23 protein-coding genes are annotated in these 25310 nt (G+C 60.9%); 5 read left to right on the plus strand and 18 right to left on the minus strand.

The window, feature by feature from the left end:
- Positions 1-236 precede the first annotated feature (236 nt).
- Both LGH74_RS14745 and LGH74_RS14750 read left to right on the plus strand, forming a co-directional pair.
- Positions 237-2417: a T9SS type A sorting domain-containing protein gene (locus LGH74_RS14745; protein WP_226176825.1), complete on the plus strand. Its 2181-nt coding sequence runs from the start codon at positions 237-239 to the stop codon at positions 2415-2417.
- A gap of 277 nt (positions 2418-2694) precedes the next feature.
- On the plus strand, positions 2695-3369 hold the full coding sequence (locus tag LGH74_RS14750) for an SOS response-associated peptidase (RefSeq protein WP_226176826.1): 675 nt from the start codon (positions 2695-2697) through the stop codon (positions 3367-3369).
- On the opposite strand, the gene LGH74_RS14755 is transcribed toward LGH74_RS14750, so the two are convergent.
- The 7 genes from LGH74_RS14755 to LGH74_RS14785 form a co-directional block, all read right to left on the minus strand.
- Positions 3366-3590: a hypothetical protein gene (locus tag LGH74_RS14755; RefSeq protein ID WP_226176827.1), complete on the minus strand. Its 225-nt coding sequence runs from the start codon at positions 3588-3590 to the stop codon at positions 3366-3368. The two genes, LGH74_RS14750 and LGH74_RS14755, sit on opposite strands and share 4 nt — an antisense overlap.
- A 168-nt stretch (positions 3591-3758) precedes the next feature.
- Positions 3759-3977 (minus strand): hypothetical protein, encoded by a 219-nt coding sequence (locus LGH74_RS14760; RefSeq protein ID WP_226176828.1) that lies wholly within the window; start codon positions 3975-3977, stop codon positions 3759-3761.
- Positions 3978-4157: 180 nt separating this feature from the next.
- Positions 4158-4499, minus strand: coding sequence for a hypothetical protein (locus tag LGH74_RS14765; protein ID WP_226176829.1), 342 nt, complete (start codon positions 4497-4499; stop codon positions 4158-4160).
- Between the two features lie 168 nt (positions 4500-4667).
- On the minus strand, positions 4668-6257 hold the full coding sequence (locus tag LGH74_RS14770; protein ID WP_226176830.1) for a DUF1501 domain-containing protein: 1590 nt from the start codon (positions 6255-6257) through the stop codon (positions 4668-4670).
- 127 nt (positions 6258-6384) lie between these two features.
- Positions 6385-8067, minus strand: a complete 1683-nt coding sequence (locus tag LGH74_RS14775; RefSeq protein WP_226176833.1) for a DUF1800 domain-containing protein — start codon at positions 8065-8067, stop codon at positions 6385-6387.
- A gap of 324 nt (positions 8068-8391) precedes the next feature.
- Positions 8392-9555, minus strand: coding sequence for a S1C family serine protease (locus tag LGH74_RS14780; protein ID WP_226176835.1), 1164 nt, complete (start codon positions 9553-9555; stop codon positions 8392-8394).
- Between the two features lie 42 nt (positions 9556-9597).
- Positions 9598-10185, minus strand: coding sequence for an RNA polymerase sigma factor (locus LGH74_RS14785; protein ID WP_226176837.1), 588 nt, complete (start codon positions 10183-10185; stop codon positions 9598-9600).
- A gap of 134 nt (positions 10186-10319) precedes the next feature.
- Here LGH74_RS14785 and LGH74_RS14790 point away from each other — a divergent pair, with 134 nt between their 5' ends.
- Positions 10320-10559 (plus strand): hypothetical protein, encoded by a 240-nt coding sequence (locus LGH74_RS14790; protein WP_226176839.1) that lies wholly within the window; start codon positions 10320-10322, stop codon positions 10557-10559.
- 136 nt (positions 10560-10695) lie between these two features.
- Positions 10696-10950 carry a hypothetical protein gene (locus LGH74_RS14795; protein WP_226176841.1) on the plus strand — a complete coding sequence of 85 codons (255 nt, stop codon included), beginning with the start codon at positions 10696-10698 and terminating at the stop codon, positions 10948-10950.
- Between the two features lie 25 nt (positions 10951-10975).
- On the opposite strand, the gene LGH74_RS14800 is transcribed toward LGH74_RS14795, so the two are convergent.
- From LGH74_RS14800 to LGH74_RS14825, 6 genes are all read right to left on the minus strand, one after another.
- The gene (locus tag LGH74_RS14800) at positions 10976-12775 is read right to left on the minus strand and encodes a hypothetical protein (RefSeq protein WP_226176843.1); all 1800 of its coding nucleotides are present in this window, start codon (positions 12773-12775) and stop codon (positions 10976-10978) included.
- 11 nt (positions 12776-12786) lie between these two features.
- The gene (locus tag LGH74_RS14805; RefSeq protein ID WP_226176845.1) at positions 12787-15030 is read right to left on the minus strand and encodes a DUF4175 domain-containing protein; all 2244 of its coding nucleotides are present in this window, start codon (positions 15028-15030) and stop codon (positions 12787-12789) included.
- Positions 15027-16580, minus strand: a complete 1554-nt coding sequence (locus LGH74_RS14810) for a BatA domain-containing protein (RefSeq protein ID WP_226176847.1) — start codon at positions 16578-16580, stop codon at positions 15027-15029. Before LGH74_RS14810 ends, LGH74_RS14805 begins: the two co-directional genes overlap by 4 nt.
- Before the next feature lie 77 nt (positions 16581-16657).
- Complete coding sequence (locus tag LGH74_RS14815) at positions 16658-17536, minus strand: DUF58 domain-containing protein (protein ID WP_226176849.1); 879 nt, start codon at positions 17534-17536, stop codon at positions 16658-16660.
- A gap of 88 nt (positions 17537-17624) precedes the next feature.
- Positions 17625-18602: an AAA family ATPase gene (locus tag LGH74_RS14820; protein ID WP_226176851.1), complete on the minus strand. Its 978-nt coding sequence runs from the start codon at positions 18600-18602 to the stop codon at positions 17625-17627.
- A gap of 80 nt (positions 18603-18682) precedes the next feature.
- A complete protein-coding gene (locus tag LGH74_RS14825; RefSeq protein WP_226176853.1) occupies positions 18683-19306 on the minus strand; it encodes a DUF4159 domain-containing protein in 624 nt (207 codons plus the stop codon).
- A 296-nt stretch (positions 19307-19602) separates the two neighbouring features.
- Between LGH74_RS14825 and LGH74_RS14830 the strand changes: the two genes are divergently transcribed.
- On the plus strand, positions 19603-20232 hold the full coding sequence (locus LGH74_RS14830; protein WP_226176855.1) for a porin family protein: 630 nt from the start codon (positions 19603-19605) through the stop codon (positions 20230-20232).
- Between the two features lie 113 nt (positions 20233-20345).
- On the opposite strand, the gene LGH74_RS14835 is transcribed toward LGH74_RS14830, so the two are convergent.
- The 5 genes from LGH74_RS14835 to LGH74_RS14855 all read right to left on the minus strand — a co-directional run bounded on the left by LGH74_RS14835 (position 20346) and on the right by LGH74_RS14855 (position 25273).
- The gene (locus LGH74_RS14835) at positions 20346-20777 is read right to left on the minus strand and encodes a hypothetical protein (protein ID WP_226176857.1); all 432 of its coding nucleotides are present in this window, start codon (positions 20775-20777) and stop codon (positions 20346-20348) included.
- Positions 20778-21002: 225 nt separating this feature from the next.
- Complete coding sequence (locus LGH74_RS14840) at positions 21003-21695, minus strand: hypothetical protein (RefSeq protein WP_226176859.1); 693 nt, start codon at positions 21693-21695, stop codon at positions 21003-21005.
- An 81-nt stretch (positions 21696-21776) separates the two neighbouring features.
- Positions 21777-23111: a TldD/PmbA family protein gene (locus tag LGH74_RS14845; RefSeq protein WP_226176861.1), complete on the minus strand. Its 1335-nt coding sequence runs from the start codon at positions 23109-23111 to the stop codon at positions 21777-21779.
- A 56-nt stretch (positions 23112-23167) separates the two neighbouring features.
- Positions 23168-23575: a four helix bundle protein gene (locus LGH74_RS14850; RefSeq protein WP_262904670.1), complete on the minus strand. Its 408-nt coding sequence runs from the start codon at positions 23573-23575 to the stop codon at positions 23168-23170.
- Positions 23576-23623: 48 nt separating this feature from the next.
- The gene (locus tag LGH74_RS14855) at positions 23624-25273 is read right to left on the minus strand and encodes a TldD/PmbA family protein (RefSeq protein ID WP_226176863.1); all 1650 of its coding nucleotides are present in this window, start codon (positions 25271-25273) and stop codon (positions 23624-23626) included.
- Between the last annotated feature and the right edge of the window lie 37 nt (positions 25274-25310).

Raw genomic sequence — 25310 nt, forward strand, 5'->3', positions numbered from 1 at the left:
CTACAGCCGAGCTTCACCGGCGGCAGGATTAGCAAGTCAGCAATAGAGCAATAAAAGGAGTTGTTTGATAATGGTACTTAATCTAAAAATAACATGAATACATTAAGTATTTACGTCAAATATGGTATTTATAAATGATAATGATTGGATAGGCCTTTGTCTTTCAAAAGAAACTTTCGTTTCATTGTTCACCTATTGCATACGCCGCTCTATTTCCGGTCTTCAACTCATGCGCTATGCAAGCAAATTGTACTATTTCGTCTACCCGCGCTGCTTTGCAGCGTTGGCAGAAAGGTTTTTGGACAGTTGCCAGCAGCTTGCTGCTCTCGTCCTCCCTGCAGGCCCAGGTGGCACCGCCGGCCTTCCCGCGCAACGAAACCTTTAAGGGCAACACCGCCTCCAACTTCAGCTTCGGCGGCGTGGCGCGCCTCACCGGCACCGGCGGCACCGCCGACCCTATCGGCAGCGGCTACCTGCGCCTGACCGATGCGGCCAACAACCAGGCTGGCTACGTTATCGACAACGTCGGCTTTCCCTCGTCGGCGGGCTTCACCATCTCGTTCGAGTTCTTCTCCTACGGCGGCACCGACCCCGGCGCCGATGGCTTCAGCGTGTTTCTCGTCGATGCCGATCAGCCTGCTTCCGGCTTCCGCATCGGGGCTTCGGGTGGCTCGTTGGGTTACGCCCAGAAAACCGCTGACCCCGTTGCCGACGGTGTTTCGAAAGGTTATATCGGCATTGGCATCGACGAGTTTGGCAACTATTCCAATGGGCTCGAAGGCCGCTCGGGCGGCAGCGCCGTATTCGATGCTTCGGGAAAAGTGCCCAACGGTATTGCCATTCGCGGGGCCGGCAACGGCTCCGCCGCTACCGATTACCCCTACCTGACCGGCACCCAGCCCGGGGCCCTCGATTTCAGCCTCGACGTGCCTACCACCCGCGCCCAGCCCGGCTCCGACGACTACCGCCGCGCCTATATCGATGTGGTACCAACCACCGTCGGCACCGAAACTACCTACCGGATTTCAGTGCGTATCCAGCATGGCAACTCCGTGCGCACGGCCATCGACAACTTCCTGGTGCCCACGCCGCCGCCCAATCTGCGGCTGGGCTTTTCGGGCTCCACGGGCGGCAGCACCAACATTCACGAGATTCGCAACCTGAATATCGTGCAGGTGCCCTTCGCCAATACCGATATAGTCAGCACCCTCTACAATGTGCCGCTCACGATTCCGGTGCTGGTCAATGATCTGGCCCCTGGCAGCAGCATCGACGTTGCCTCCGTTGACCTGGACCCGAGCACCACCGGTATTCAGACCTCGTTTGATGTACCCGGCAAGGGCCGCTTTGCGGTCAATGCCCTTGGCATCGTCACGTTTACGCCTTCCGGCACCTTTGCCGGCCCGGTCATCATTCCCTACACCATGCGCTCCATTCTAGGCGAAGACTACACCTCCAGCCCGGCCAACATCCGCGTAACCGTGCAGGGTGCCGACGTGGCGGCCACTATCAGTGGCCCCGCCACCGCCGCCCGCGGAGCCGTAGTAACGTACTCTATGACCACCGCCAATCAGGGCGTAACCACCGCTCTGAACGTAGTGCCCAAGCTACGGCTGCCCGTGGGCCTGACGCCGGCCGCCGTTACGGCCCCGAATGGTACTTATGACGCGGCCAGCGGCTGGGTTACGTTTTCGGCCATCAGTAGCCTCGCCAACGGTGCCACCCCGGTCACGAACACGGCTACCTTTACGGTGCCGGCTTCTGAGCCTGCCACCATGACCAGTTGGGCCAACGCCACCTCGGCCGTGCCCGACCCCACCCTGGCCAACAACAGTGCCTCACTCAATACCAACGTGGGCGCCCCCCTGCCCGTAGAGCTAACCAGCTTTACGGCCGTGGCTGATGGAGCCGATGCCGTGCTGAGCTGGAATACGGCCTCCGAGAAAAACAACGACCATTTCGAAGTGGAACGCTCCCTGAATGCCACGGACTTTCAGCGCGTAGCTACCGTGGCCGGCCACGGTACCACCACGGCCGCCTCGCGCTACCAGCACCGCGACCAGCAGGCCGGCCGATTGTCGCGCCCCACCGTGTACTACCGCCTGCGCCAGGTCGATGCCGATGGTGTAGCCTCCTATGGCCCGGTGCGCGCCGTGAAGTTTGCTGAAACCCGCAAGCTGGCCATTTCGGTGTACCCCAATCCCAGCACCGGCACCGCTACGCTCGATCTGACCGCACTGCCCGTCGGCGAGTTTGCCGTGCAGCTCACCGACCTCACCGGCCGGGTGCTGCGCCGCTACACCGCCGCCGGTGCCCAGCAGCAGCCCCTAGATATGCAGAATATGGCTCCGGGCGCTTATTTGCTACAGGTACGCGGGCAGGCTACGCAATTCGTGTTTCCGCTGGTGCGCAACTAAGCGGGGTATCGAAAAGCTGCCACCCAAACAGAACAAGCCGCCGGTATCTGCCGGCGGCTTGTTCTGTTTGGATGGTAAGTACCTGTAGTCACATGATTGTGCGGGTAATAGGCTTATGTAGTTGTCTTTTGATTTCCAGGAAACTTACGCAGCTAAGTCCGGAGCCGGAATCAAGCGAATAAGCAGTAGGTGAAAATGGAACTCCTAAAGGCCCAGAAACGTACCAGAAGGGCCTTTTCTCACCTGCGGAGCCGAGCTTCGCCTAGCCTTTCTACTTATGTGCGGCCGTTATACCTTCACCACCCCGGCACCCGTTATTGAGCAGCGCTTCGAGGCTAGCTTCCGCGACGCCCTGCCACCCAACTACAATGCGGCGCCTTCGCAGCAGCTGCCCATTATTACCAATGCTGAGCCGGGCCGGGTGCAGCTGTTTCAGTGGGGTTTGCTGCCGGGTTGGGTCAAAGACGTTAAGGCGGCCCCGAAACCCATAAATGCCCGGGCTGAGACGCTGCCCGAAAAACCGTCGTTTCGCCAGCTGCTGCAGCGCCGCCGCTGCCTGGTGCTGGCCGACAGCTTTTATGAATGGCAGCATACGGCCTCCGGCAAAGGTCCGAAAACCCCGCACCGCATTCTGCTGCGCGATGAGCAGCCGTTTGCCTTTGCCGGCCTCTGGGATGAATGGCTTGACCGCGCTTCGGGCGAAGTTGTGCCTACCTTCACTATCATTACCACCGAGCCCAATGAGCTGATGGCCAGGCTGCACAACCGGATGCCTGTCATTCTGCCCGACCGGCAGGCCGAGCTGGCGTGGCTCGATGACGCCACCTCAGTAGCGCAGCACCAGCAGCTGCTGCAGTCGTATCCCGCCAGCCGGATGCAGGAATATGTGGTGAGCACCCAGGTAAATTCGCCGGCCAACAACGACGCTTCCCTGCTGGCCCCGGCGGCTTAAGCCGTTGCCTGCTGCGCGGTAGGCGCTAGATAACGGCCAATACGGCGGTAGGCGGGCCGGGACTTCTTGCGCTTGCGGCGCTTGGAGGCTCCAAAGATGGCTTCGTGGGAGGAGCCTGCGGCTACAGTAGTGGCGGTAGCTACTGCCGGTGAGGCATCGGCAGCTGCGAATGGCTCGGTGCTAAGGAAGCTTGCTAGCAAGAGAAGGGTAATGGCTTTCATAAGGTCGAGAAGTAGAAGATGGTAATAAAAACTATGACTCATTCGCTACAAGAATAAGGTATTTATTATTTAATAACAAAATTAAATTGTATTAGTGCAATAAAAAACCCTGGCTTGCCCGCATAGTGCCGGCAAGCCAGGGTAAGGACCGTTGAGGTTGGAAGTGGCTTACCGGCCAAACAGGCGCTGCTGGCGGCGGCTTTTGCCAGCCTTGCGACGCTTTTTGAACTTGTACTTCTTGCGCTTGAACAGGCCGAAATCGTCGGTGGCGTTGAATTCTGCAGTGCCAGCAACTGATTCAGTGGTCGTTGTGCTGCTAACACAGCTAGCTTCAGCTTGCGGAGCAACCAGAACAACAGCCAGGGCGAGGAGAAAAAATGCTTTCATAGTAGTTGGTATTTTGTTGAGATGTTTTGCGATTTTGATGATGCAATATTAGACAATGATATTGGATCAATGCAATAAATTTTAACCACATGATGATGTGAATGCATAAAGCCCCGCCAAATCAGAGGGCTGACTCGGCGGGGCTTGGTAGACGGGCAGGGGTAAGCCTGCTTGCTTTTGTTACTCCTGGCTGCCTTTGCTGCCTTGCGAGGCCGCTTTGGGCTTGCTGTCTTTCACGGGCTCGGCGGAAGTGCCTTCGTCATCGGAAGCACTGTCGGCGGAGGGTTCCATCGAGCGGTTGACCACTACCACAGCTACGGCCGCAATGGCCGCAATACCCAGAATAAGCTGGGTAGGCGTGAGACGCTGGGCCGCTTTTTTCAGCAGGGTACCGCCGTGCTTCAATAAGTCATCCATATGATCATGGTTGCCCTGCACCAGCACATGGTAGGCGCTTTCGAAGGTGCGAGCCAGATCTTCGGGCATAATTTTCTCCAATTGTTGTTCAATCTGGGATTCCATAGCGGAGGGGTAGGTGTTGATGGAAAAGTCGGGACAAAGGTGGGCAAGCCACCGAAGTGCCTGTACGCAAAAAGCCGTCGGCGGGCTGCCCCGGCAACGGCTTTTTTGTGAAGTATTCGCGCTACCGCCTGTCGCGGCTTTTTCCGCTGTTGAGCTCCCGGGCGCCTTTTACCGCTCTACAGCCACCAACCGGGAACTGACGCGGCCGCCTTCCTGCACGTGGCAATAGTAAGCTCCCGCCGCCAGATCGGCTACGGGCAGGCTAAGGCGCTGCAGGCCGCGCGGCAGCCGCCGGTCCAGCAGGCGGCGCACCTCGCGGCCCATCGTGTCGAATACCAGCACCTGTACGTGCCCGCCTTCGGCCTCAAATTCTACCGTGGCCTGCTCCCGCACCGGGTTGGGGTACACTGCAAAGCCCTTCACGCCCATATCGGAGGCCGTGGCCACACCGGTAGCCACGCCCGGCCGCAATACCGGCACGTACGGAAACGACGCGCCGGCGTGAGGCAACAGGGCATTTATCGTGGCCTGGGGCACCCGGAACCAGTCCAGGAGCAGGCTGCCGTAGATGGCCCGGAAATCGAACTGCATCGGCACGTTGTCGTTTACGCCGGCATTGGCGGGCAGCACCGGGTTGGTGCCGTGAATAATCGGGTTGACGCTGCTGCCAAAAACGATAAGCGGAGCCGCCGCGCCGTGGTCGGTGCCGAGGCTGGAATTGGCTTTGATGCGGCGGCCGAATTCAGAGAAGGTCATACCCACCACGCGGTCCTGCACCTGCAGGCGGCTCAGGTCGTCGAGAAAAGCTTCCAGGGCCTGCGAAATTTTGCCCAGCAGCGTGGCGTGGGTGCCGGTGGCGGTGCTGCCCGTGGCCGACACCTGCCCGGCGTGGGTATCGAAGCCGCCCAGGTTGCACACGTACAGGCGCGTCTGCAGGCCGCCGGCTACCAGCTGCGCCACTATTTTGAGCTGGTCGGCCAGGCTGTTCTGACCGGCCGTGGGGTAGAGCGGGGAAAGGTTACGGGCCTTGTCAGCCGCCGCTTTTATCGACGTGTTGTAGACCTGGGTTTGCTGCACCACCTGCCGGATAAAGGTCAGCTCGTGGCCGGCGGGTGTGTTGGGCGCCGTGTCTACACCGCCCGTAAGCAGTTGGTAGAAGGAGGCCGTGCTGGCAATGGCCATGCCCATGTTCACGCTGGGGCCCTGCACGCAGTTACTCACCACCGAGCCGATGCTGATGGCCAGCGGGTCGGGACTTTGGGCATTGGGGTAGCCGGTCGGGAAGTTTGGGTATTCGCCGTCGAGGTAGCGCCCGGCCCAGCCCGAGGTGATGGTCACGTTGGAGTCGGAAGCCGAGGTCCAGATGTCGGTGGCGCGGAAGTGGCTAAAGTTGGGGTTGGGATACCCTACGCTCTGCACCACCCCGATTTTAGCGTTGTCGTACAGGTTTTTGAGGCCCGTCATGGCCGGGTGAATGCCGGTAGCCGTGCTCAGACGCAGCACCTGGGCTTCGGGAATGGCAATGCTGCTGCGGGCATTCATCAGAGCCGGGTATTGGTCGAGCGGAATCACCATGTTAAGCCCGTCGTTGCCGCCATTGAGCTGAATAAGCACCAGTACCCGGTCGGTTTGGGTGGCCGCGTTGGTGAGGGCCGCCAGCTCGGGCGAGTAGCCGTAGGCCCCGATGGGGAAGCCGCCCAGCAATGCCGGCAGCACCGAAGCCGCCGCCGTAGTCTGGAGAAAGTCTCTGCGTTTCATGGGCAAAAGGTGGACTTGTGAATTGGTGAAGTTGTGAATTGGTGAAAAAAGGAGGTTAAGGTTGCTCTAGCGCGGTTTTGCGCTACTGGAACGACAACTCACAACTTCACCCTTCACAAATTCACCTTTAACTCAAATGATATTCGGCCAAGCCCATCATGGTGCGCAGCAGCGACTGTAGCTTGGTATTCACGGCGGTTCTCTTGGCCGTATTGGTCGGGTTGGCCAGGTACTGCGTCCACTCGTCGGTCCACTCAAAATCGGGCAGGCCGGGCAGCAGCACGTCGTTCAGGAAGGTGAGCTGCGCGGGCGTCAACTGAATCGGGAACAGCAGTCGGGCCAGCTCGCCAATTAGCAGATTCGGGTCCTGGGCCGTGGCCGAGGGTAGGCTTTGCACCAGGGCCAGCGCATCGATATTGATTTTAAAGCTGTTGCGCGTGTAGCCCGTCGTGCTGATCATCAGGTCCGTAAACTGGTTGCGGCGGGGCAGCGTCACGGCGTTTATCCACATTTCGTAGTACTGTGGCGTCTGCCAATAAGCCGGCCAGCCTGCCACGTTGGGCGGGTCGCCTACCAGCTGCTGTTGCAGGTTGGTCAGGCTGTTCAGGTAGTCCCACATGCCATACTGGGCCACGGCATTAGTAGCGGGCGGAAACGTAATCTGCAGCTGGCGGCCCACCGTGAGCGTGAAGTCCAGCGGACTTTTGATGAGGCAGCCCATGTTCACGGCATCGTAGAAATGCTCACTCAGCAGCAGGGTGCGCAGCACCGGCGCCACGTTGTAGCCATTCTGAATCAGAAGCTGGGCCAGCGGCTCGATGACGTTCTGCTCGGTAGTAGCGTCGATAACGTAGTACACAAACCAGCGGTAGAGCTTGCGTACCAGAAACCGCGCCGTTTCGGGCTGGCTGAATATCAAATCGATAAGCGTTTTGTATTCCTGGTCGCCGCCGTTGGTGATGGTGCCGTTGCCGAAAGCCGCCGAAAAAACCTTGGTGCCGGTGTCGTGGCGCGAGGCGGTGTAATAGCTGTTGATGTTGGCCTGATTGTCGCGCCAGCCGGTTAGCACCCGGGCGGCGGCCTGCACGTCGGCTTCCGTGTAGTTGGTGTAGTTGCCGGGGCCAATCAGCGGGCCTTTGCCCACCGTAAAGAGCTCGAGCAGCTCCCGGCCGTAGTTTTCGTTGGGGGCCGCAGCCGTGCTCTGGTTGCCGTTCAGGTAGCGCAGCATGGCCGCATTCACCGTCACATCCTTGGCCAGCTGCTTGATATTGCCCAGTGCGTGCTGCCGCAGCAGTGCCGCGTACTGGTAGGCGTGGCGGGCGTCGTTGATGTCGCCAAACTCAATGACGAAGTGGTTGTGCCAGAACAGCGTCATCTTCTCCGTCAGCGACAGGCTCTGGGTCAGCATCTGGCCCAGCCACCACGACCGGAGCGACGTGCGCCGCGCACTCTCAACGTTCTGGTCGAAGGCCTGCGTCACCCAGGTTTGCCCGATGGCCACGCTGGTATCCGTCGCCGATACGTTCACGGGCGGCGCCGGAGTGGGCGGCACCGTCAGCAGGTCATTCACTACCTGCGCGGGCGTGCGGCCGGCCGCTGTCAGAATCTCGGCACGGGTGGGGCCGAACAGCGTGCGGCGCAGCAGGTGCGCGGCCTGGTCGAAGCCCCAGGCGCCGGTGTAGGGCGCAATGCCCGCCGTGGAGCGGGCCGTGCTAGGCAGGGCTGTGTTGGCAAAGCGGCTCACAGTTTCCGGCTCCGTCGGCGGGTCGGGGGCAATATGCTCCATCACCACCGTGGCCGGTGCCGTCACAACCGCCGAATTTTTACGGAGAAAGGCTCTTCTGTCCATGCGTGGTGGGTTTGGGAGGCGGTAGAAAAGGTCGAATAAGTCTTTCTAAAGTAAGCTATTAGCGCGGCGTTAGCTAACAGAACGGGCAATGGACTATAGAAAATAGAGAAAGTTTAATGCACTTCCCCAACTGCTGATAATTAATCTTTGCTCGGTCCCAATAGGGCCCACTAGACTGGCCGACAGACTGCTGCCAACCCATAATTCCAGTTGGCTGCCTGCCTGGCACAAAAAAAGCCCCGCTGGGGGAGCGGGGCTTTTTCTGGTTTTGAAGTGAGCAGCGGTCTATTCGTAGACCTTGACCACAAACACGTAGTCTTGGAGCTTGCGGATCTGCTGGCGGCGCGTGGTGCCCGACATCTGGTTGGTGCGGGGCATGTTGTAGGGCTGGGCCGTGCCCGCCGCCGACAACGAATCGACCAGGCGCATCAGGTACGACGACTTGGTGGCGAAAGCCGCGCTCTGCATATCCATCTGCCTGCCGCTGATGATACCAATCAGGTTGCCCCGGTCGTCGAGCAGCGGGCCGCCGCTGTTGCCGGGGTTCACCGGAATCGAAATCTGGTAGAAGGCAGTGTCGCCTTCGAAGCCCGAGCGGGCACTCAGCGAGCCTTCGCCAAACACCACGTCTTCGCGCGGGTAGCCCAGCGTGAAGACCTTCTCGCCCAGGTCGGCCGTGCCGCGCTTGAAAGAGTAGGGCAGGCGGCCGAAACCGTTGAACTTCTGGTCCTTAATGCGCAGAATGGCTAGGTCGTGGGCTACGTCGGTAAACACGGGCTCAGCGCGGTAGCGCTGCCGGTCGCGGCTTTCAATCAGCAGCGAGTCGGCACCCTGAATAACATGGTAGCTGGTAACCAAGTAGCCGTCGGCGGTGAGAGCGAAGCCGGTACCGCTGAACTTGCCGGGGTTGGTCTCAATCTCAGTTTTACCGCCGTCAATCTGATTGATGGCGCGGTTCATAGCCTTTTGGGTACGCTTAATGCGCTCTACCTCGCGGCGCAGCACCGTGTAGCCGTACAACGAAGGCTGCTGCTGGGCCGCCCGCCACCATTCGAGGCCGAGCAGCGTGGCAAACACGGCCATTACGGCTACCGAAGCCGCTACCATAGCGGTTGCGCGGTGGGCGCCCCAGAACTCGCGCAGCTTGCGCTCCACGGGCGAGATATACAGCTGCGGCATCGTGGGGTGGCCCGTTTCCAGGGTTTCGCCATCGAGGCGCACGGCTTGCTCCGCGTCCATATCGGCCTGAATAGCGTGGAGCTTGCGGCGGGTAGCCAGCCGCTCGCCGTAGCCGTGCAGGGTGCTGGTGAGCTGGGTGAAGTCGGCGAAATTCTGGGCAAAGTTAGGGTCGGCCGCCAGGCGGCGCTCCAGGTCGGCGCGCTCCGGGGCCGTAAGCCCACCCGTGCGGTAGGCTTCAAACAAAGCGTAATAGTCAGCTTCCGTTTTCATAGTCTTATGCAGAGTGGGTGCTCTGCCGGATAAGCACGCCGGCTAAAACGATTCTTCTTCCTTGTAATGGGCGAAAAACAGCTTTTTCAGGCGCACCAGGCACTTGTATTTTTGATTCTTAGCATTGTCGGCATTGGTGTAGCCAAACTCCGCCGTAAGCTGCTGCATAGATTTATCCAGCAGGTAAAAACCTTCCAAAAGCGAGCGGCAAGGCTCCCCCACGAGTTCCAGGGCCTCACTCATGGTCGCGAAGCGCTTATCGCGCTCCTCAGCCAGTGCCAGGTCGGCCTCGGCCCCGGTTTCGAGGTAGGGTTCGTGGTCGTCGAGGCGGCCGCCGAAGCGGGTTTTCTCGGCGAGGCGCTTTAGCCACAGGCGGCGACACACGGCGTAGAGGTAGGTTTTGATCTGGCAGCTCAGCTCCAACGAGCCTTCGCGCACCTTCTCATAAAACACCATCACGCCCTCCTGATACACATCTTTGGCCTCGTCTTCGGTTCCACTATTCTGCAGAACGTAGTGCAGGACCATAGGCAAGTGCAAGCGGTAGAGCTGTGCCAGCGCCCGGTCGTCGCCGTGGCGGATGGCCGCCACGAACTCTTCATCGGTGTAGGAAGGACTGCCCTTACCCATTCGCTTTGTCGGTTAATACAATACAGGGCCTTTGGTAACCCGAAAAAATTATTTTTTCCATAGCGGGTTACCTTCTTACAAAGACGGTATGAAGGAAGTTTTTCAGACTAAATTTTTTCAAACGTACTACCAAAATGAAGAATCTCCTGAAGGTTTCTGCCCTGGCTCTCGTATTCGCTACCACGCTTGCTTCGTGCGAGACGAAAACGGCTGAAACCACCGAAACCACTACGGTTGAAGCTCCTGCTACGGACGCTACCACTACGACCACTACGGATTCGGCTTCTACCACGACCGTAACCGCTGACTCGGCTGCTGCTCCTGCTGCTACCACCGAGGCTTCGACCACGACGACCACGACTGAGACGAAGTAATTACGCGCCGGCTATTAGCCGGCTTGTAGCTGCAAACGGCCCGATTTTCCACCTGGAAAGTCGGGCCGTTTCTGTTGGAGTAAATCAAGAGTGAAAAAAAATAAGTGGTACACAGATTAAATATTTAGTTTTTTTAATGCAATATTTGTATCCTTCATTTTTCTCAAGCTATTATCTATCAGCCTTGTCCGACTATAGTATCCACGGCACTGCCCAGCCTGCCCTTTCCGAAACTCCGGACCTAGGGACTGATAAAGCACTGCCCGCGTCGCCAGATCATCCCGACTTGGAAGCCGCAGCGGCAAGCGCAGCAGTGTTTGCCGTCGGCGAATATCTGGTGGGGGATGCCGAAGATACTTTGCTGAACGGCCATCCGGATATTCGGTATTAGCTTCAGTATCAGTCATCAGGCAGGCTCAGAGCTTTTCTTCGAGCCACAGAAAGCCCGCCGTCAGCAAGAATAACCCGAAAAACCAAGCGGCCGGATATGGCAGGCTGGTTGCTGCCTCGGAAGAAGATGTATTGGCTGAAGCGCGGTGCCGATAATTCTGTGCTGCTTGCTGCCGTCGCCGTTGTTCGGGTGCCAGCCAGTGGTGCGCCCCAAAAACGTAGAACGAATAAGGTAGCTGGCCCTTAAGCTGCACTTGGTGCCAGCCCGCACCAGCCGGCCAAAACACCCCAGATTGCCACTCGGACAGCAGCGCCGCCTGTGCTAAGGCCAGCGGAACCGATGCAGCACCCTGTAGCCCTGCCACTGTAGGCTGCTGATCCGGACTTACACTGGAGGTAAGTAGCAACGCTACTGGATCGTGGGCCCGGGGCCAAGCTGATACTACCTGCCATTGCGTTGAGGTAGGCAAAGGCCGGGCCGCGGCGCGCAGCAATGTGCTCCAGTAGGTAGCATAGGTGTTTCCATCACCCTGTAACACCCACGGATAAGTTTGGGGCAGCACCGATACGGTAACACTACCAAGGCCGAAGCGCTGGGTAGCTACTACTGCCTGCCGCTGCCTATTGGTAACTAGAGGACGGGCCGGGGCCGCGAGGCGCAGTGTAGCGGGAATCAGTGTGGTGGCTGAGCTAGTAGATTCGGGCCAGCGGATAGGTTGGGAACGGGCGGCGGCAGTAGGACGAGGTACTACGGTAAAGCCAGCGCGGCTGGGCAGGGCGCGCGGCAGGGTTGTGGGTTCGGCCAGCAGAATCAGCCCCAGCCCGTTAGTGCGGACCGACTCGCGCAATACCTGGACTTCGAAAGAGGAGAAGGCCGCTATTGTAGCAGCATCTGTTACCACCACATCGTAGTGGGCCAGGAGCGCAGAAGACACGCGGGTGAGGTCGTGGGCCGTTTGGTTGAGGAACTCGGTTTGCGCCAAGCCGCGGCTGAGGCCGGTGCGGAGGCCCACGCGGTGCTGCTGGGTGCCGAGGTAGTTTTTCAGCGCAGTAAACTCAAACGAAGCTGTACTGTTCAGCAGCAGCACTCGTAGCGGCCGGGCAGTGCTTACTTCCACCGGTACCGGCTCTGTAGCCAGCAAATTACGGCCCTGGCGCGCTACGAGCTGGTACACGGCCAGGCTAGCCGTTTTGGGGAGGGTCTGGAGCCGGAAAGGGCCAGTGCCGGCTGGTAACCGCACCGAATCGGCGGGGCGGCCGGCGCCGCGCAGGCTCAGCCACACCGGTTGGGCCGAGGCTGCCGTGAAGAAGCCCTCCACCACCAGGCGTTGCCCCACTTCCACCCGGCGGTTCCACCCAGCTTGTTGGAAGCCTCGCACCGCCGTGGGCCGATGCATAATAAGGCGCAACGGCCCGAGCTCGGGCAGCGCCGCTACGGGCAGCCCCCAACCCAGAAGGTGCAGCCGGCGCAGCTCCGGATACCGCTCGCGCAGCAACTGCAGGCTGTGCAGGCTGGGTGTATCGGCAGTGGTATTGCTGAAGCCGTAGCGCCAGAGCGTGGTGGCGGGCCCCAGTTTTCGGAGTAGCTGCCGCACACTATCGGTTTGGTAGCCAGGGGTAAGAACTATTATTTCGGAGCTGTTGGCGCTTACGGTACGCCGCGGCGGATATGCCAGCCACCACAAGGCCAGCACGGCCAGCCAGCCGGCCAGCAGGCGGGGCCAAAGCCGCTGCCGGTGGGGGCGGCGCACGGCGGCCAGCGTGAGGCCCCCGGCCAATAGCAGGCAGAGGACCAGGAAAAGATAGAAGACAGGCGGCTGAGGCATAGGCGAAAAACTTACTGGCTCAACTCCTGAAAATACCGCCGGGCCACGCGGCCGGGCCCGGCTGGCCGGCCCGGCGCGGGCGTCGGTGGGGGCAACAAGTCAGTCAAAGCGGCTGCTACCTGCTGCAGACAGGACTGGCAGGGCACCTGGCCGCGGCGAATTTCGGTGGTGAGCTGCCGCAAGTCGCGTACGGCGGAAAGGTAGCGGCCAGGGTTGCGCAGGGCCGCCTGCGCCGCTGCGCCGCTGGCCCGCTCCAGCGCCAAGGCTTCGGTGGGGCTGGCTTTGCCAGCGTGCTGCCGTAGCCGGGCTAGGGTTTGCAGCGCGGCCCGAATAGTGGCCTGGGAAGAAGTGGCGGCAATAGTTTGCTGCCGTCGGGAGGCAGTGGCTCCGGCTAGCTCGCCGGTGAGGCGGGAAGTGGCTTCGGGAATAATGGGAGGGTCGAAACCGGACTTGCGCACGTAGAGGCGGGTTTGCTGCTGCACCTGCTTGAGCAGGCGCAGAGCGCGGTATTCGTAGGGCAGCGCCTCGGCGGGGCGGGCGGTGCGCAGGCGCAGCTCAGCTTCCCACATCTGACTCAGCACGCCGCGCAGCTTGGCCTTGACGGCGGGCTCCAGAAAATCGGCCGTTTCGGAGTCGTCGTGGTGATGCACGTAGGGGTCGAGCAGCGCGGCGGCGGCTTCGGGCGACGCATCAGCAGCGGTGGCCGGAGCGGCGTGGTCGTGACCGAGCTCCTCGGTTTCGGCGTGGCCCGGTTCTTCGGTGTGGTCGGCGTCGGCTGTGGGCGGGCGGGTGGCGCTCTGACCAAAGCTTTCCTCAAACTCTTCGCCCAGAAATTTGCCGTAACGCAGCCGCAGCACTTTCTGGTCGTGGCCCAAGTCGTTGGCCCGGCTGCTGAATCCGGTGGGCGCCAGCTGGCGCCGCTCAACCAGTAGCTTTTCCGTATCGATGATAACCTGGCGCTGACTGCGGAAATAGGCCGGCACTACGTTTACGCCCATGGCCATGTCCGAGCCGGAATCGTCCACGGTGGTATCTTCCCACTGCACCAGGTAGGTATCGGAGCGGGACGTGTGGCGGTTATTATCCCATGCTTGCACATAGAAATATACTTCGTCGCCGTAGGTGAGGCCCAGCGCGAGCAGGCGCAGCCGGTGCGTGAGCGTGGCCTGGGTGGGCTGGCCGCGCAGGCTGGAACTCAGGTCGGTGGCTACTTCCCGAAACTTCACCGCCTCGCCCTGACCCTGGGCTACGGTGGCTACCAGCCGCACGCTGGTCAGGCCATAATCATCACCTAACGCAAATTGCACTGCCACTTCCGGCTTTTGCCCAAACTCTACTAGCGTATAGGGCTTCGGCGTCCGGATCTGAATGGCCGGTGCCCGGTCGGGCTCTACTTCTACGGCGTAATCATCGGAAGCCTGCCCGGCAAACCGGATGCGGTACAGCGTGGAGGCTGTGAAGGTGTGGGCAATGGCAAACTGCAAGGGGTGGCCGGGCACGGGCCGGAAAGCCAGCCGCTGGCGGCCAATTTCCAGCTGCGGTGCCGTTGCCGCCCGCGAAACTTCGACTACCCATTGTACCCGGGAGCCTTGCGGGCAGCGGAAGGAAGGCGCCGAGGCGGCACTGGGGGCACGGCGCGTATAGGCCGGGGGCAAAATCCGGATGTGGGTGGTGGTAATTGTGGGCGGGGCCACCTGGCCGGGTTTGGCCGGGGCCGTTGGGAAGCACATGGTTACGCCCGGATTATTGCGGGAATAGGAAGACCCGGGCTGCCAAAACCACAACAGGATTACCCCCGCCAGCAGGCCAGTAGTAAGCCACCACGCGGCGGCAAAACGCACCGGCAGCAATGGCCGGGGCTCATCTTGCCGCAACCGCTGCAGGCGGGCCGCTACGTGCTGCTGCTGCAACCGGGCCAGCAAGTTGAGCCCGGCCGTGGGCTGCAGCAGTAACCCGGTGCTATCTTCCAGGGTGGGAAAGTGCCGGTCGAGCTGGCGGGCTACGGCGGCCAGGGGCTGCCGCCAGATATTGCGCAGCTGCCAGCCGGCCAGCCCCAGGCCCAGCACGGCTACGCTCAACACCAGCAGTTGGGTCTGGGGCAACCGGTAAGCCCCCAACAGCAGCAAGCCGGCTGCCGCTAATGTGGGCAGTAGCAGCCGGGCCGTGCGCTGCCACCGGTGTGCCTGGCGAATCTGGCGCAGCAGGCTGATGCCCTCGGCCGAGGCAATTGGTGGTGTGGTCACTGCGCTAGTCATACGGCCCGAGGTTTAGCGGCAGTACGCCCGGCCACCCACCGCTCCAGCAGCCAGAGTAGGGCAGCAGCCAGCAGCAGCCAGGGGCGCATATCAATGGCCGAGGCACGGGCTGGCCAGGCAGGCTGAGGGGCTGAACTGGGCGGTTGCGGGGCGAGTATCTGCGCCGGAGCCAGCTGGCGCTGGTCGTGCGGGCTGAAGGTGTGGGTTGAGTCGGGCTGCAACAGCGGCAGTAAGAGCAGCGGCAGGTCGGGGCTGTCGGCCAGGCTGCTCCAGGCCGGGTGCAGGCGGCTATGAAACCGGTAGAATCCGCCGCGGCCGGCTTGCTGGTGGGTGAGTACCGGCTGGCCAGTGGCGGCCAGCCAGACTACCGTGGCGGAGTTGTGGGACAGTGTAGTATCGAGGCGGCTTATCCGGTATTGCTCTTCCTGGGGCGTTACAGCAAAAGTAGTTGCAACCGAAGTGCCGGGCTGCCGACCGTCCTGCCAGAGCATGAGGCCCCGGGCGGTGCGCTGCTGCCAGGCAGCCGGCACCGGTGTATCAGCCAGCCAGTATAGCCAGTCGAGTTCTTTTGTCAGGGCAGGCGGAGTGCTGGCCACTGCCAGCTCCAGGCGGGGCGCCAGCCCGAGGGCAGCGGCCCGTAGTGCGGCCCGCATATAGCGCGCATCCAGAGCATGGCCCGCGTCATGATAGACCCACACCCGCAGCGGCTGAGTTTGCACCGGCACCCGATTGGAATCGGTATCCAGAACCTGAATAAAAGCTTGCCCGCCAGCCTCTGACTGGTAGCGTAGCGGCGGCAAACCGGCTATGCGGGGCAACAGCAAGCCATTCTGTTGGGGCCGGGCCACGGTGCGGCGGCTGGTCAGCACGGCCTCGGTGGTGCTTTGGCTGAAGAGCAGGCGCAGGCTGTCGGGCGCACTCAGGCTGGCCCCGGTAAGCCAGGTAGTGCGGGCACCGGGCAGGGGCAGGGCTTGCCAGCTAACGGTGGTGGGCAGTGCCGGCCGGTTTCCCCGGAAATGGCGCAGCGTGGCCGAGGTATACACCCGTATCGGCTGGCCGGGAAACGAATCGGCGGCCTGCTGCACACGGGACCAGAAATCGTAGGTAGCGGTGGCCGGCGGCCGTGGTGCGGTGCGCAGCTGTTGCCAGGTCGTATCCGAAATGCGGGGAAAGTTGCGGCTGAGCTGGCGTAGCGCGAAGCCTCGCCGGCGCAGCGAGTCGATGGTGGCCCGCACGGCTTCCACCGATTCGGAGGCCAGCAGATCAGGACTGATAAACACCTGGCCCAGCCGGGGCGGGGGCGGCTGCCGCCACACGGGCCCGCCTACTGCTCCGGCCAGCAATGCTACCAGCCCGGCGCGCAAGAGCAAGACTAGCCACTGTTCCAGCTTCAGGTTGCGCATCCGGCGGTTGGCCGCCACGGCCAGCCACCTTATGCTGCCCACCGGCACTGTGCGGGCCGGCCGGCGGTTCCAGAGGTGAATAGCCACGGGTACGACCAGGCCCAGCAACGCCAGCAAACCGGAGGAAGGGGCAAGAAACGTGAGCAACGCGGCTACGGGTTAAAGCGAAACAAACATATACGGACCAGCGTCCGGGCCGGCAATCGGCGCAAAGACACTCCTCATCAGAAAGAGGTGGCTTGGCGGCGGCGCAAAAATTCCCGCAGGGCCCCATCCAGCGGCTCGGCCGTGCTGAGCTGGTAGTAGTCGAGGCCCTGGCGGCGGGCGGTTTGGGCAGTGGTGCGTAGCCACTCCTGCAGGCGCTGCTGGTAGCCGGCGCGCTGCTCTTCGGCATTGAGTTGCAGCCGCTGGCCCGATTCCAGATCTTCGAACGTAACGGCGCCCCGGTAGCTGAAGGTCAACTCGTTGCCGGCCAGCAGATGCAGCAGCAGTACGTCGCCGGCCACGGCCCGCAGGCGCATGAGCAGGGTGCTTATTTCGGTTTGCTCCTCGTACAGGTCGCTTACGCAGATGGTGAGGGCGCGCTGGCGGCGGGCCAGCAGCGGGGCCAGCTGGGCGGCGGCGGGAAAGTGGCCGGCCCCGGTAGTATTCTGCAGGGTCTGATAGATGCGGGGCAGCTGGCGGGTATCGGCGCGGGCGGGCAGGTGCACCAAGCCCTGCGGGTGTAGAATGCTGAGCGACACGGCGTCGCCTTGGTGCTGGGCCAGGTAGGCCAGGGCCGCCAGCAGCAGCCGGCCGTAGTCGAGCTTGGTCAGGCCGTTGTCGTCGCGGTGGTTCATGGAGGCACTGGCGTCGAGCAGCAGATGCACCGTCAGGCTGGTATCGACTTCCGACTCGCGGATGTAGTACCGGTCGGAGCGGGCGGCCAGGCGCCAGTCGAGGCGGCGCAGGTCGTCGCCGGGCTGGTAGGGGCGGTACTGGCTGAACTCCATGCCCGCGCCGCGCCGCCGGCTCAGGTGCTGGCCCGCCAGAAAGCCCTCGGCCGCCTGTTTGGCAGCTAAGGGCAGGTTGTGCAGGGCGTGAAGAAGTTCAGGAGTTAGCATTTCTAGGTGTTAATTGTTCGTTGATTGTTGTCAGTTGTTAGGAGTAGGTGTCAGCACGAACTAACAACTGACAACAATCAACGAACAACTAAACAGATACCGCCTTTAATAGCTCAGCTACGGCATCATCGGGGGTGATATTCTCGGCTTCGGCGTTGAAGTTGAGCAGCACCCGGTGGCGCAGCACAGGCGGGGCCAGGGTATGGATATCATCCAGCGTGGCGGCGAAGCGGCCTTGGAGCAGCGCCCGAGCTTTGGCGCAAAGAATCAGGGCCTGCCCCGCCCGCGGGCCCGCGCCCCAGCGGCCGTATTCCTGGATGAATTTCACCGCTGAAGTAGCTGGCCGCGTGGCGCGCACGAGCCGGTTCACGAAGTCGAGCAGCTCGGGGCTGAGGCTGACCTGGCGCACCAGCTGCTGCAGCTGCCGGATATCCTCGCCGCCCAGCACCGGGCGCACCTCGGCGCGGACCGTGCCAGTGGTGCCGCTCAGCACGGCCAGTTCTTCCTGCTCGGTGGGGTAGCCAATGCGGATGTAAAGCAGAAACCGGTCGAGCTGGGCTTCAGGCAGCGGGTAGGTGCCGCTTTGCTCGATGGGGTTTTGCGTCGCCAGCAGAAAGAAAGGCTGGGGCAGCGCGTGTTCCTGGCCGGCGTAGGTCACGTGGCCTTCCTGCATGGCTTCGAGCAGGGCGGCCTGGGTTTTGGGCGGCGTCCGGTTGATTTCGTCGGCCAGTACGAGGCTGGCAAAGATGGGCCCCGGGTTGAACTTGAACGAGCGGTGGCCGGTGCCGTGGTCTTCCTCCAGCACCTCGGTGCCCAGAATATCGGTCGGCATCAAATCTGGGGTGAACTGGATACGGCGGAAGGGCAAATCGGTGGCGGCGGCCAGGGTGCGTACGAGCAGGGTTTTGGCCAAGCCCGGCACGCCTTCGAGCAGGGCGTGGCCGCCGGCCAGCAGCGCCACCAGCACTTCATCGAGCACCTGCTGCTGGCCCACGATTATTTTGCCGATTTCCTGACGCAGCGGCGGTAGCTTGGCCAGCAGGTGGCGTACATCTTGTTCAGTCATGCAGTTGAAATTTTCCGCAGCGGTTCACGGAGGTAAGCGCAGATTTTCGCAGAGTTGTTCTTAAAGGAAAAGCATGGAAACTACGCCGTGAGAGCGTAGAGCAGGATATTGACGCCGAATTTGGTGTTGTCTTCGGCCAAAAAACGTTTGTTGCGGAAGTCGTAGTCCCACTCGCAGCCGTAGTCCTTGTTGGAGTAGAGCACGCGCAGCTTGCCGTTGATTTCGATGCCCTTCAGGTAGTCGTGCACCAGGTCGTCGCCCCAGCCGTTGAGCTCGAAGGACGTAGGCGGCGGGCCATCCGGAAACTTGAAAAACTGCGAGTAGATGGGGTGGGTTTTAGGAATTTTCTTCAGTGCCCCGGCCCCGAAACACTGCCGCATCTGCTCCTCGAAAGAGCGCGCAAACAGCCCGTCGATGTCGTGGTTGCAGTCGTCCACGAACACAAAGCCGCCGTTACGCACGTACTGCGTGAAGTTCTTTTTTTCCTGGGTTGAAAACTGCACCAGCCGGTGGCCCGAGAGGTAGCAGAACGGGTAGTTGAACAGCTCGGGGCTGTCGAGGGCCACGGCCTTTTCCTTCTGGCTAACGGGCACCGTTGTGTACTGAATCAGGGAATGCAGCAGGTTGGCGGGCATTCTTTCGTCCACAGCATCCCAGTCGCCGGAGCGGTACTGGAGGCGCACGAAGGTGAAGGGTACGGGCATGCGGGGCGAAAAAGAGCAGAGCAGACAGGAAACGATGGGGCAAAGACGGCAACCCGACCCGAAGGTGGCTTGGGCTGCCAGCAAGGTGAGCTGAAAGTACGGGAAAGTAGCGCTGGGAGCAGCCCGGGCAGCGCCGGTGCCACCCCGGGCTTGGCGTATTGGCTTACCAGGTCCGCAATTGGTGCAGCCAGCAACTCGGCCGCAGCCTTTAGCAAAAAGTCTGCGTACGAATAGGGGTGAGGCGGCCGTTAGGAGTCTTACGGGCAGTTTCTCAACCCTCTACCTACAAACCTGCTATGAAACGACTCAGCGTATTTTTGCTTTTTAGCATCTTTTTCTGGAATTCGGCCCAAGCCCAGCTGGGCGTAAAAGGTGGCCTTAATTCGACCGTGCTACAGGGCACCGTGGGCACCGATGCCACCTACCAAACCTCCTACCACGCCGGCCTGTTCTACGAAATGCAAGTGCTGGGGCCCGTGTCCATTCAGCCCGAGCTACTGTATTCGCTGCAGGGTACCGAGCGCAAATCGGACCTGGTAAACTACCGTTCCAAGCTGCATTACCTCAACCTGCCGGTGCTGGCCAAAGTCACCATCGGGCCGGTGTACGCCGAGGCCGGGCCTCAGGTGGGCTTTTTGCTTAAAGCCCGGGAAGATGGCGTGATGGAGGTAGGCCAGGAAGGCAACGGCGAAGTACAGATTTCCAGCAACGACCGTAGCTCCTGGAACGACTACAAGAAGCTCGACGTGGGCTTTGCCGTAGGGGCGGGCCTAAACCTGCCCTTGGGCTTTGCTGTGGGAGCCCGCTTCAACGCCGGCCTCAGCGACATCAACAACGTCAAATCGGTGCAGGGCGTAAACGACCCTCAGCTTAAAAACCGTGTTTTTCAGGTATACGCCAGCTTTCAGCTACCCAATGGTCGCTAGCTGACCGGGTGATTCAGATTTTGGCGAGCTACCCGTTAGGTAAGTAACACTCTGCCCAGTAATCATTAAAAAGGCCCCGGATTCAACTGAATCCGGGGCCTTTCGTTGGCTGCTTAGCGCGACTTAAGCTTACGCATGGGCGACAATGCGCTTCGGTTCATCAGGTCGCTCGTGCCGCACCACCATACTGCCGGGTCGAGGCAGGTGATGGTGGCATACGATGTGCCGGGGCCGTCACTCGTTATCGGCGTTCCCAGCGTGTAACCGATTTTAATAGCCATGCCGTCGACCTGACCAGGCTCGTAGGTTTCCCAAAGCGGGCCGGTGGGCCGCAGCCGGGTGCCGTCGGGCAGTTCCAGGGTGGTGTGCTCGGTGGGGCACATCAGCGTGTTGCCGGGGCAGAGCCGCACAATGGCTACCGTGCCGCAGGGAGCTTCCGCGGGAGCTGGCTCCTCCGATTTGTCGGCGCAGCCGGCCAGGCCCAGGCCGGCCAACAAGCTCATACCAGCAACTAATTGACGGGCAGTAGTAAAATTCAGACGCATAAGTAAAGAGAGTAGAGTGGGAAAATAATGCTGGCAACCGCCGGGGCGGGTATACTTACGAGACGCCACCGGCCCGAATGGTTGCAGAGCTGCCGCACTATATGTGGCTGTGTACTTGCTACTCAACGCGGGCGGCACCTTCATTGCGTCAGCCCCGGCAAAAGCAAAAGCCTCCGCAGCTGTTGGGCGCGGAGGCTTTGTGCAGGCAATGCGAAGTAGTAGCCTTTATTGGCCAGAGCCCGGCGTACTGCCGATATGAGCGTTGAATTCCGTGATAATAGCCAGCAGGTTGCGGTAGTGGTAATCTTTTGTGCCTTGGCTTACTTTCGTGGCCAACTCGGGGTAATCCTGCAGATACTGACTCATTTGGGTTTTGAAAGAGCTGCGCTCCACCTTGATCAGGCTGCCATTGCGGCGAACAAAAAAGTGACTGTTGGTATACGGTACCGCCGTATGCAGCATGGCTCCCGCTATCGGAATGGGCAAGGGTATGCGCTGAGGCTCTGCCTGCAGAAACACCTCCACCGGCCCGTTCACGAACCGCTCTGCCAGAATTTTTACCTTCTGCTCACCGGGCACCCGCATCGACTCGAGGTAGTGCCCCGCTACTGTTACGCTTTGCACCTGGGCTACCTGCACGGTTTGTTTGGCGGGCTTGGGCTTGCTTTTAGGGTGGGCCAGATAGTAGATAAATGTATAATCAATCCCGGGGTACATCGTCTGTATGGGCAGGTAGCCCTGCACGGTGCGGCCATCCATCAGCTGCATTGAGCCGGGCATAAAGGATAGATAGTTGTTGGCACGATACACGGCCGTGTCAGCAAACGTTACGGTAGCTGCGGGCGCGGCCGGGGTGGTTTGCTGGGCGGCAGTAACGAAGGGCAATAAGAAAGCAGCTGCGTAGAGAATTTGCTTCATGCGGATACAGGCGAGAAAAGAATAAAAAACGGCTTCCTCCCAAGGGAAGAAGCCGCAAATTATGGAAATAAATCCCGCCGGCTACACCGCGTCGGAGAGGCTGGTAAAGTTGAATTCCCGGATTTTAAGCGGGGGCACCATGTTGCCGCCCACGCGCTGGGGCTTGCCAATGGCTTCCAGGTTGTTGAGCATGACGATGGGGCTTTCGTTGAAGCGGAAGTTCTTCACCGGGTGCTTTATGCGGCCATTCTCAATGTAGAAGGTTCCGTCGCGCGTGAGGCCGGTGTAGAGCAGCGTCTGCGGATCGACGGGGCGGATATACCACAGGCGCGTGACTAGAATGCCCTTGGCCGTGCCCTTTATCATGTCCTGCAAGCTCTGGGTGCCGCCTTCCATAATCCAGCCGCCGGGCGGCGGAATATCCGGAATGCCGGCTTTCTGGGCCCAGAAGCGCGACGAATACAGATTCTTGACCACGCCTTTCTCAATCCAGGTGACTTTTTTCTGGGGCCGGCCGTCGTTGGCAAAAATCTGGTCGGGTACGTCGGCGCTGGTTGGGTCGGAGTAGATGGTAACCCGCTCATCGAAGAGCTTTTCGCCCTTGCGGTTGCCGCCGCCCTTTTTACTCAGGAAGCTGCGGCCCTCGTCGGCGGCGCGGGCATCCATGGCGCCCATCAGGGCCTGTAGCAGCGAGGCATCGGTATTAGCCACCAGCGCGGCCGGCTCCAGAATCACGGTGTACCTGCCGGGCTCAATGGCCTTGGCGTTCATCGAGCCCGACGCTTTGTCGGCCGCAATCTGGGTGAGGCGGCCCGCGTCGAACTTGCTGATGTCGTTGTAGTCGGCCGTGGCGTAGCCCGAGCCGGTGCCGTCGGGGGTGCGCACCGTCACGGAATATTCCAGGGTAGTGGCACGCTGGTAGGCTTCGAGGCCTTTGCTGTTGCGCTTGGCCACGAAGCCGGTGCTGTCGTTGAGGAAGCCGGCCGAGGAAAGCTTGCGCTTCTCGCAGAGCTGCAAGCTGGCCGCCGTTTGCTGGGCGCGGTAGTCGGGCGTAATGTCGGCCGTGCTCTGCACGTAGGCTTTGCCGCCGTCCAGATACTGCTGGGGGCCGAGCATGGGCATATATTCGGGGCTTTCGGGAGCCAGCTTCGCAATTTCCTCGGCCCGCTGCACGCAGCGGCGTAGCGTGGCCTCGTCGAACTCGTTGCAGGTGGCCATGCCGCTGCGCTTGCCAAACCGGGATTCAACGTTCAGCTGCACGTTTTCGACGGCGCCGGCGGTGCTGATGGCGTTGCGGGCCGAGCGGACGTTGCCGCCCATCTGCCCGGTGAGCGTAGCCTCGCACTCATTGGCCGTGCTAAAGCTCAGTACCTTTTTCAGGATAGCCTGGGCTTCGTCTTTGGTTAGTATTGCCATGTTGGGTAATGTGCTGATGTGGGAAAGTGCTGATGTGCTAATGGATAATGTGCTGTTCAATGCGGGTCGTTACTAGTGCCGGTGGCATTGTACTTTGTGCTGCTGATGATGCGCGACAGAAGCCGTTGAATATCGAGCAGCGTGGCAAATAGGGTAGCCGGCGGTTTGGGGTAAGATGGAGCATGCTTGCACAGCAATAGCCAATACTCCGTTTCAGCGGCTTCCTTGGCGGCTACCTTGCATTTGTGCACGAAGTCGGCCCGGCTTTCAGCGTGTTGAGCTTCGCGCACGTTGGCCCCGATGGAAGTGCCGCTGCGCAACAGCTGCTGCGCAATAACGAAGCGCCGAACCTGCTCCAGTTCCTGAACATAGGCCAGTATTTGCAAGGCGAAGTCGAAAGAGATACGGACGATAGGGTTATCGGCCGGTGTTGAATCCGACTTTATCGTATTGCGGCCGAACAGACCGAAAAGAGCACATTCTTCACATTAGCACCTGAGCACATTAAAAACTTACCCGATTTTGCGGGCGGTGTTGATGATGTTGACGCCGTTGAAGCGGGTGGTGCTGCTGCCGTGGCTTACGGCCGACACCTGGGGCGGCTGGCCCTTACCGTCGAAGAAGGAGCCGAACAACCGGTAGTCCGACTCGTCGCAGATGGCCGCGCAGCTGTTCCAGAACTCCTGGGTGTTGGCCTGGTAGGCTACGTCTTCGAGCTGACCGGCAATTTTGCCTTTCTCGATGGCGTAGAACACTGTGCCGCCAAACTGGAAGTTGTAGCGCTGCTGGTCGATGCTGAACGAGCCGCGGCCGGCAATGTAAATGCCCTTATCGACACCCTTAATCATGTCGTCGACGCTCATTTTCTGGGTACCGGGCTTGAGGCTGATGTTGGCCATGCGCTGAAACTGCACATCCTGCCACGACTGCGCATAGCAGCACCCATCCGACTCCTTCTGGCCCACCATGGCGGCCTGGTCCCGGATTTTCTGGTAATCTACCAGCTTGCCGTCCCGGATGATGTCCCACTGCTTGGTTTTCACGCCCTCATCGTCGTAGCCGACCGCGCCCAGGGAGCCGGGCTGGGTTTTGTCGGCAATGATGTTGACGAGCTTCGAGCCGTAGGGCTGGTTTTTGGCCTTCCACTCCAGGGTGGCAAACGAGGTGCCGGCGTAGTTGGCCTCGTAGCCCAGCACGCGGTCCAGCTCGGTGGCGTGGCCTATGCTTTCGTGAATCGTCAGGCCCAGGTGGTTGGGGTCCAGCACGATGTCGTATTTTCCTGGCGTCACCGATTTTGCTGTGAGCTTGCCTTTGGCCTGCTGGGCAGCCAGGGCGGCATCTTCCAGTATGTCGTAGCTATTCTTGTAGCCGATCAGGCCCGTGCCCGCGGGGCCGGCAATCTTGTCGGCCGCTTTGGGCATCATGTATTCGTAGCCCATACCCATGGGCGCGCTCAGGGCCTCACGGGTCCGGAACTTGCCGGTGGCGCGGTCTACGGCCGTCACGCCGAAGGTGGGCCAGATGCGGTGCACGTCCTGGTCGATGTAGGACCCGTCGGTGCTGGCAAAGTACTTCTGCTCGTTGATCTGAAACAAGGTAGAATTGACGAAGCTCGCGCCGTTTTCCAGCGCTTTGGCGTTGGCGGTCAGCAGCAGCTCCACTTTCTGGGCAATGGGCACCTCGAAGGCATTCTGCACGATAGGAGTCTTCCAGGAGACCTCGCCGTAGCCCTGTTGCGGGGCCAGGTTCACCTTTTCCTTTTGCACTTTGGCGTTGGCTTTGGCAATGGCTACGGCTAGCTGCGCGGCTTTGGCCAGGCCCGCTTCCGTTACGGTGTTGGTGGCAGCAAAGCCCCAGTTGCCATCGGCCAGCACCCGCACGCCCGCACCGAAGCTTTCCCCACTGCTAATGTTCTGCACCTGCTTTTCGCGGGTGAAGATGCTCTGGTTGAGGTAGCGCCCGATGCGCACGTCGGCGTAGGTAGCCCCCGCCGACTTAGCCGCGTTCAGGGCTGCATCGGCTAGGCGCTTTTTCAGGGCGGGGTCCACGCCTTCCAGCAGCCGCTCGGGGTCAACCGGGGTGCCGCCGAAACCGGGGAAACCGGGCAGGAATAGGGCGCCGGCTGCTAAGCTGGTCAGCCCGACAAATTCGCGTCGTTTCAAGGGGTAGAAGTTTGGTAAATAGAAGGAGTGAAAGCAG

Origin of the sequence: Hymenobacter lucidus (assembly GCF_020447265.1) — a bacterium.
Lineage (GTDB): Bacteria > Bacteroidota > Bacteroidia > Cytophagales > Hymenobacteraceae > Hymenobacter > Hymenobacter lucidus.

Excerpts from the sequence above, each read along its gene's own strand:
- LGH74_RS14815 (WP_226176849.1), bottom strand. The coding sequence starts at position 17,536 with ATGCTAACTCCTGAACTTCTTCACGCCCTGCACAACCTGCCCTTAGCT.
- LGH74_RS14820 (WP_226176851.1), bottom strand. The coding sequence starts at position 18,602 with ATGACTGAACAAGATGTACGCCACCTGCTGGCCAAGCTACCGCCGCTG.
- LGH74_RS14800 (WP_226176843.1), bottom strand. The coding sequence starts at position 12,775 with ATGCCTCAGCCGCCTGTCTTCTATCTTTTCCTGGTCCTCTGCCTGCTA.
- LGH74_RS14745 (WP_226176825.1), top strand. The coding sequence starts at position 237 with ATGCAAGCAAATTGTACTATTTCGTCTACCCGCGCTGCTTTGCAGCGT.
- LGH74_RS14805 (WP_226176845.1), bottom strand. The coding sequence starts at position 15,030 with ATGACTAGCGCAGTGACCACACCACCAATTGCCTCGGCCGAGGGCATC.
- LGH74_RS14785 (WP_226176837.1), bottom strand. The coding sequence starts at position 10,185 with ATGGGTAAGGGCAGTCCTTCCTACACCGATGAAGAGTTCGTGGCGGCC.
- LGH74_RS14780 (WP_226176835.1), bottom strand. The coding sequence starts at position 9,555 with ATGAAAACGGAAGCTGACTATTACGCTTTGTTTGAAGCCTACCGCACG.
- LGH74_RS14750 (WP_226176826.1), top strand. The coding sequence starts at position 2,695 with ATGTGCGGCCGTTATACCTTCACCACCCCGGCACCCGTTATTGAGCAG.
- LGH74_RS14760 (WP_226176828.1), bottom strand. The coding sequence starts at position 3,977 with ATGAAAGCATTTTTTCTCCTCGCCCTGGCTGTTGTTCTGGTTGCTCCG.
- LGH74_RS14765 (WP_226176829.1), bottom strand. The coding sequence starts at position 4,499 with ATGGAATCCCAGATTGAACAACAATTGGAGAAAATTATGCCCGAAGAT.
- LGH74_RS14830 (WP_226176855.1), top strand. The coding sequence starts at position 19,603 with ATGAAACGACTCAGCGTATTTTTGCTTTTTAGCATCTTTTTCTGGAAT.
- LGH74_RS14795 (WP_226176841.1), top strand. The coding sequence starts at position 10,696 with ATGCAATATTTGTATCCTTCATTTTTCTCAAGCTATTATCTATCAGCC.
- LGH74_RS14770 (WP_226176830.1), bottom strand. The coding sequence starts at position 6,257 with ATGAAACGCAGAGACTTTCTCCAGACTACGGCGGCGGCTTCGGTGCTG.
- LGH74_RS14790 (WP_226176839.1), top strand. The coding sequence starts at position 10,320 with ATGAAGAATCTCCTGAAGGTTTCTGCCCTGGCTCTCGTATTCGCTACC.
- LGH74_RS14845 (WP_226176861.1), bottom strand. The coding sequence starts at position 23,111 with ATGGCAATACTAACCAAAGACGAAGCCCAGGCTATCCTGAAAAAGGTA.
- LGH74_RS14835 (WP_226176857.1), bottom strand. The coding sequence starts at position 20,777 with ATGCGTCTGAATTTTACTACTGCCCGTCAATTAGTTGCTGGTATGAGC.
- LGH74_RS14840 (WP_226176859.1), bottom strand. The coding sequence starts at position 21,695 with ATGAAGCAAATTCTCTACGCAGCTGCTTTCTTATTGCCCTTCGTTACT.
- LGH74_RS14755 (WP_226176827.1), bottom strand. The coding sequence starts at position 3,590 with ATGAAAGCCATTACCCTTCTCTTGCTAGCAAGCTTCCTTAGCACCGAG.
- LGH74_RS14825 (WP_226176853.1), bottom strand. The coding sequence starts at position 19,306 with ATGCCCGTACCCTTCACCTTCGTGCGCCTCCAGTACCGCTCCGGCGAC.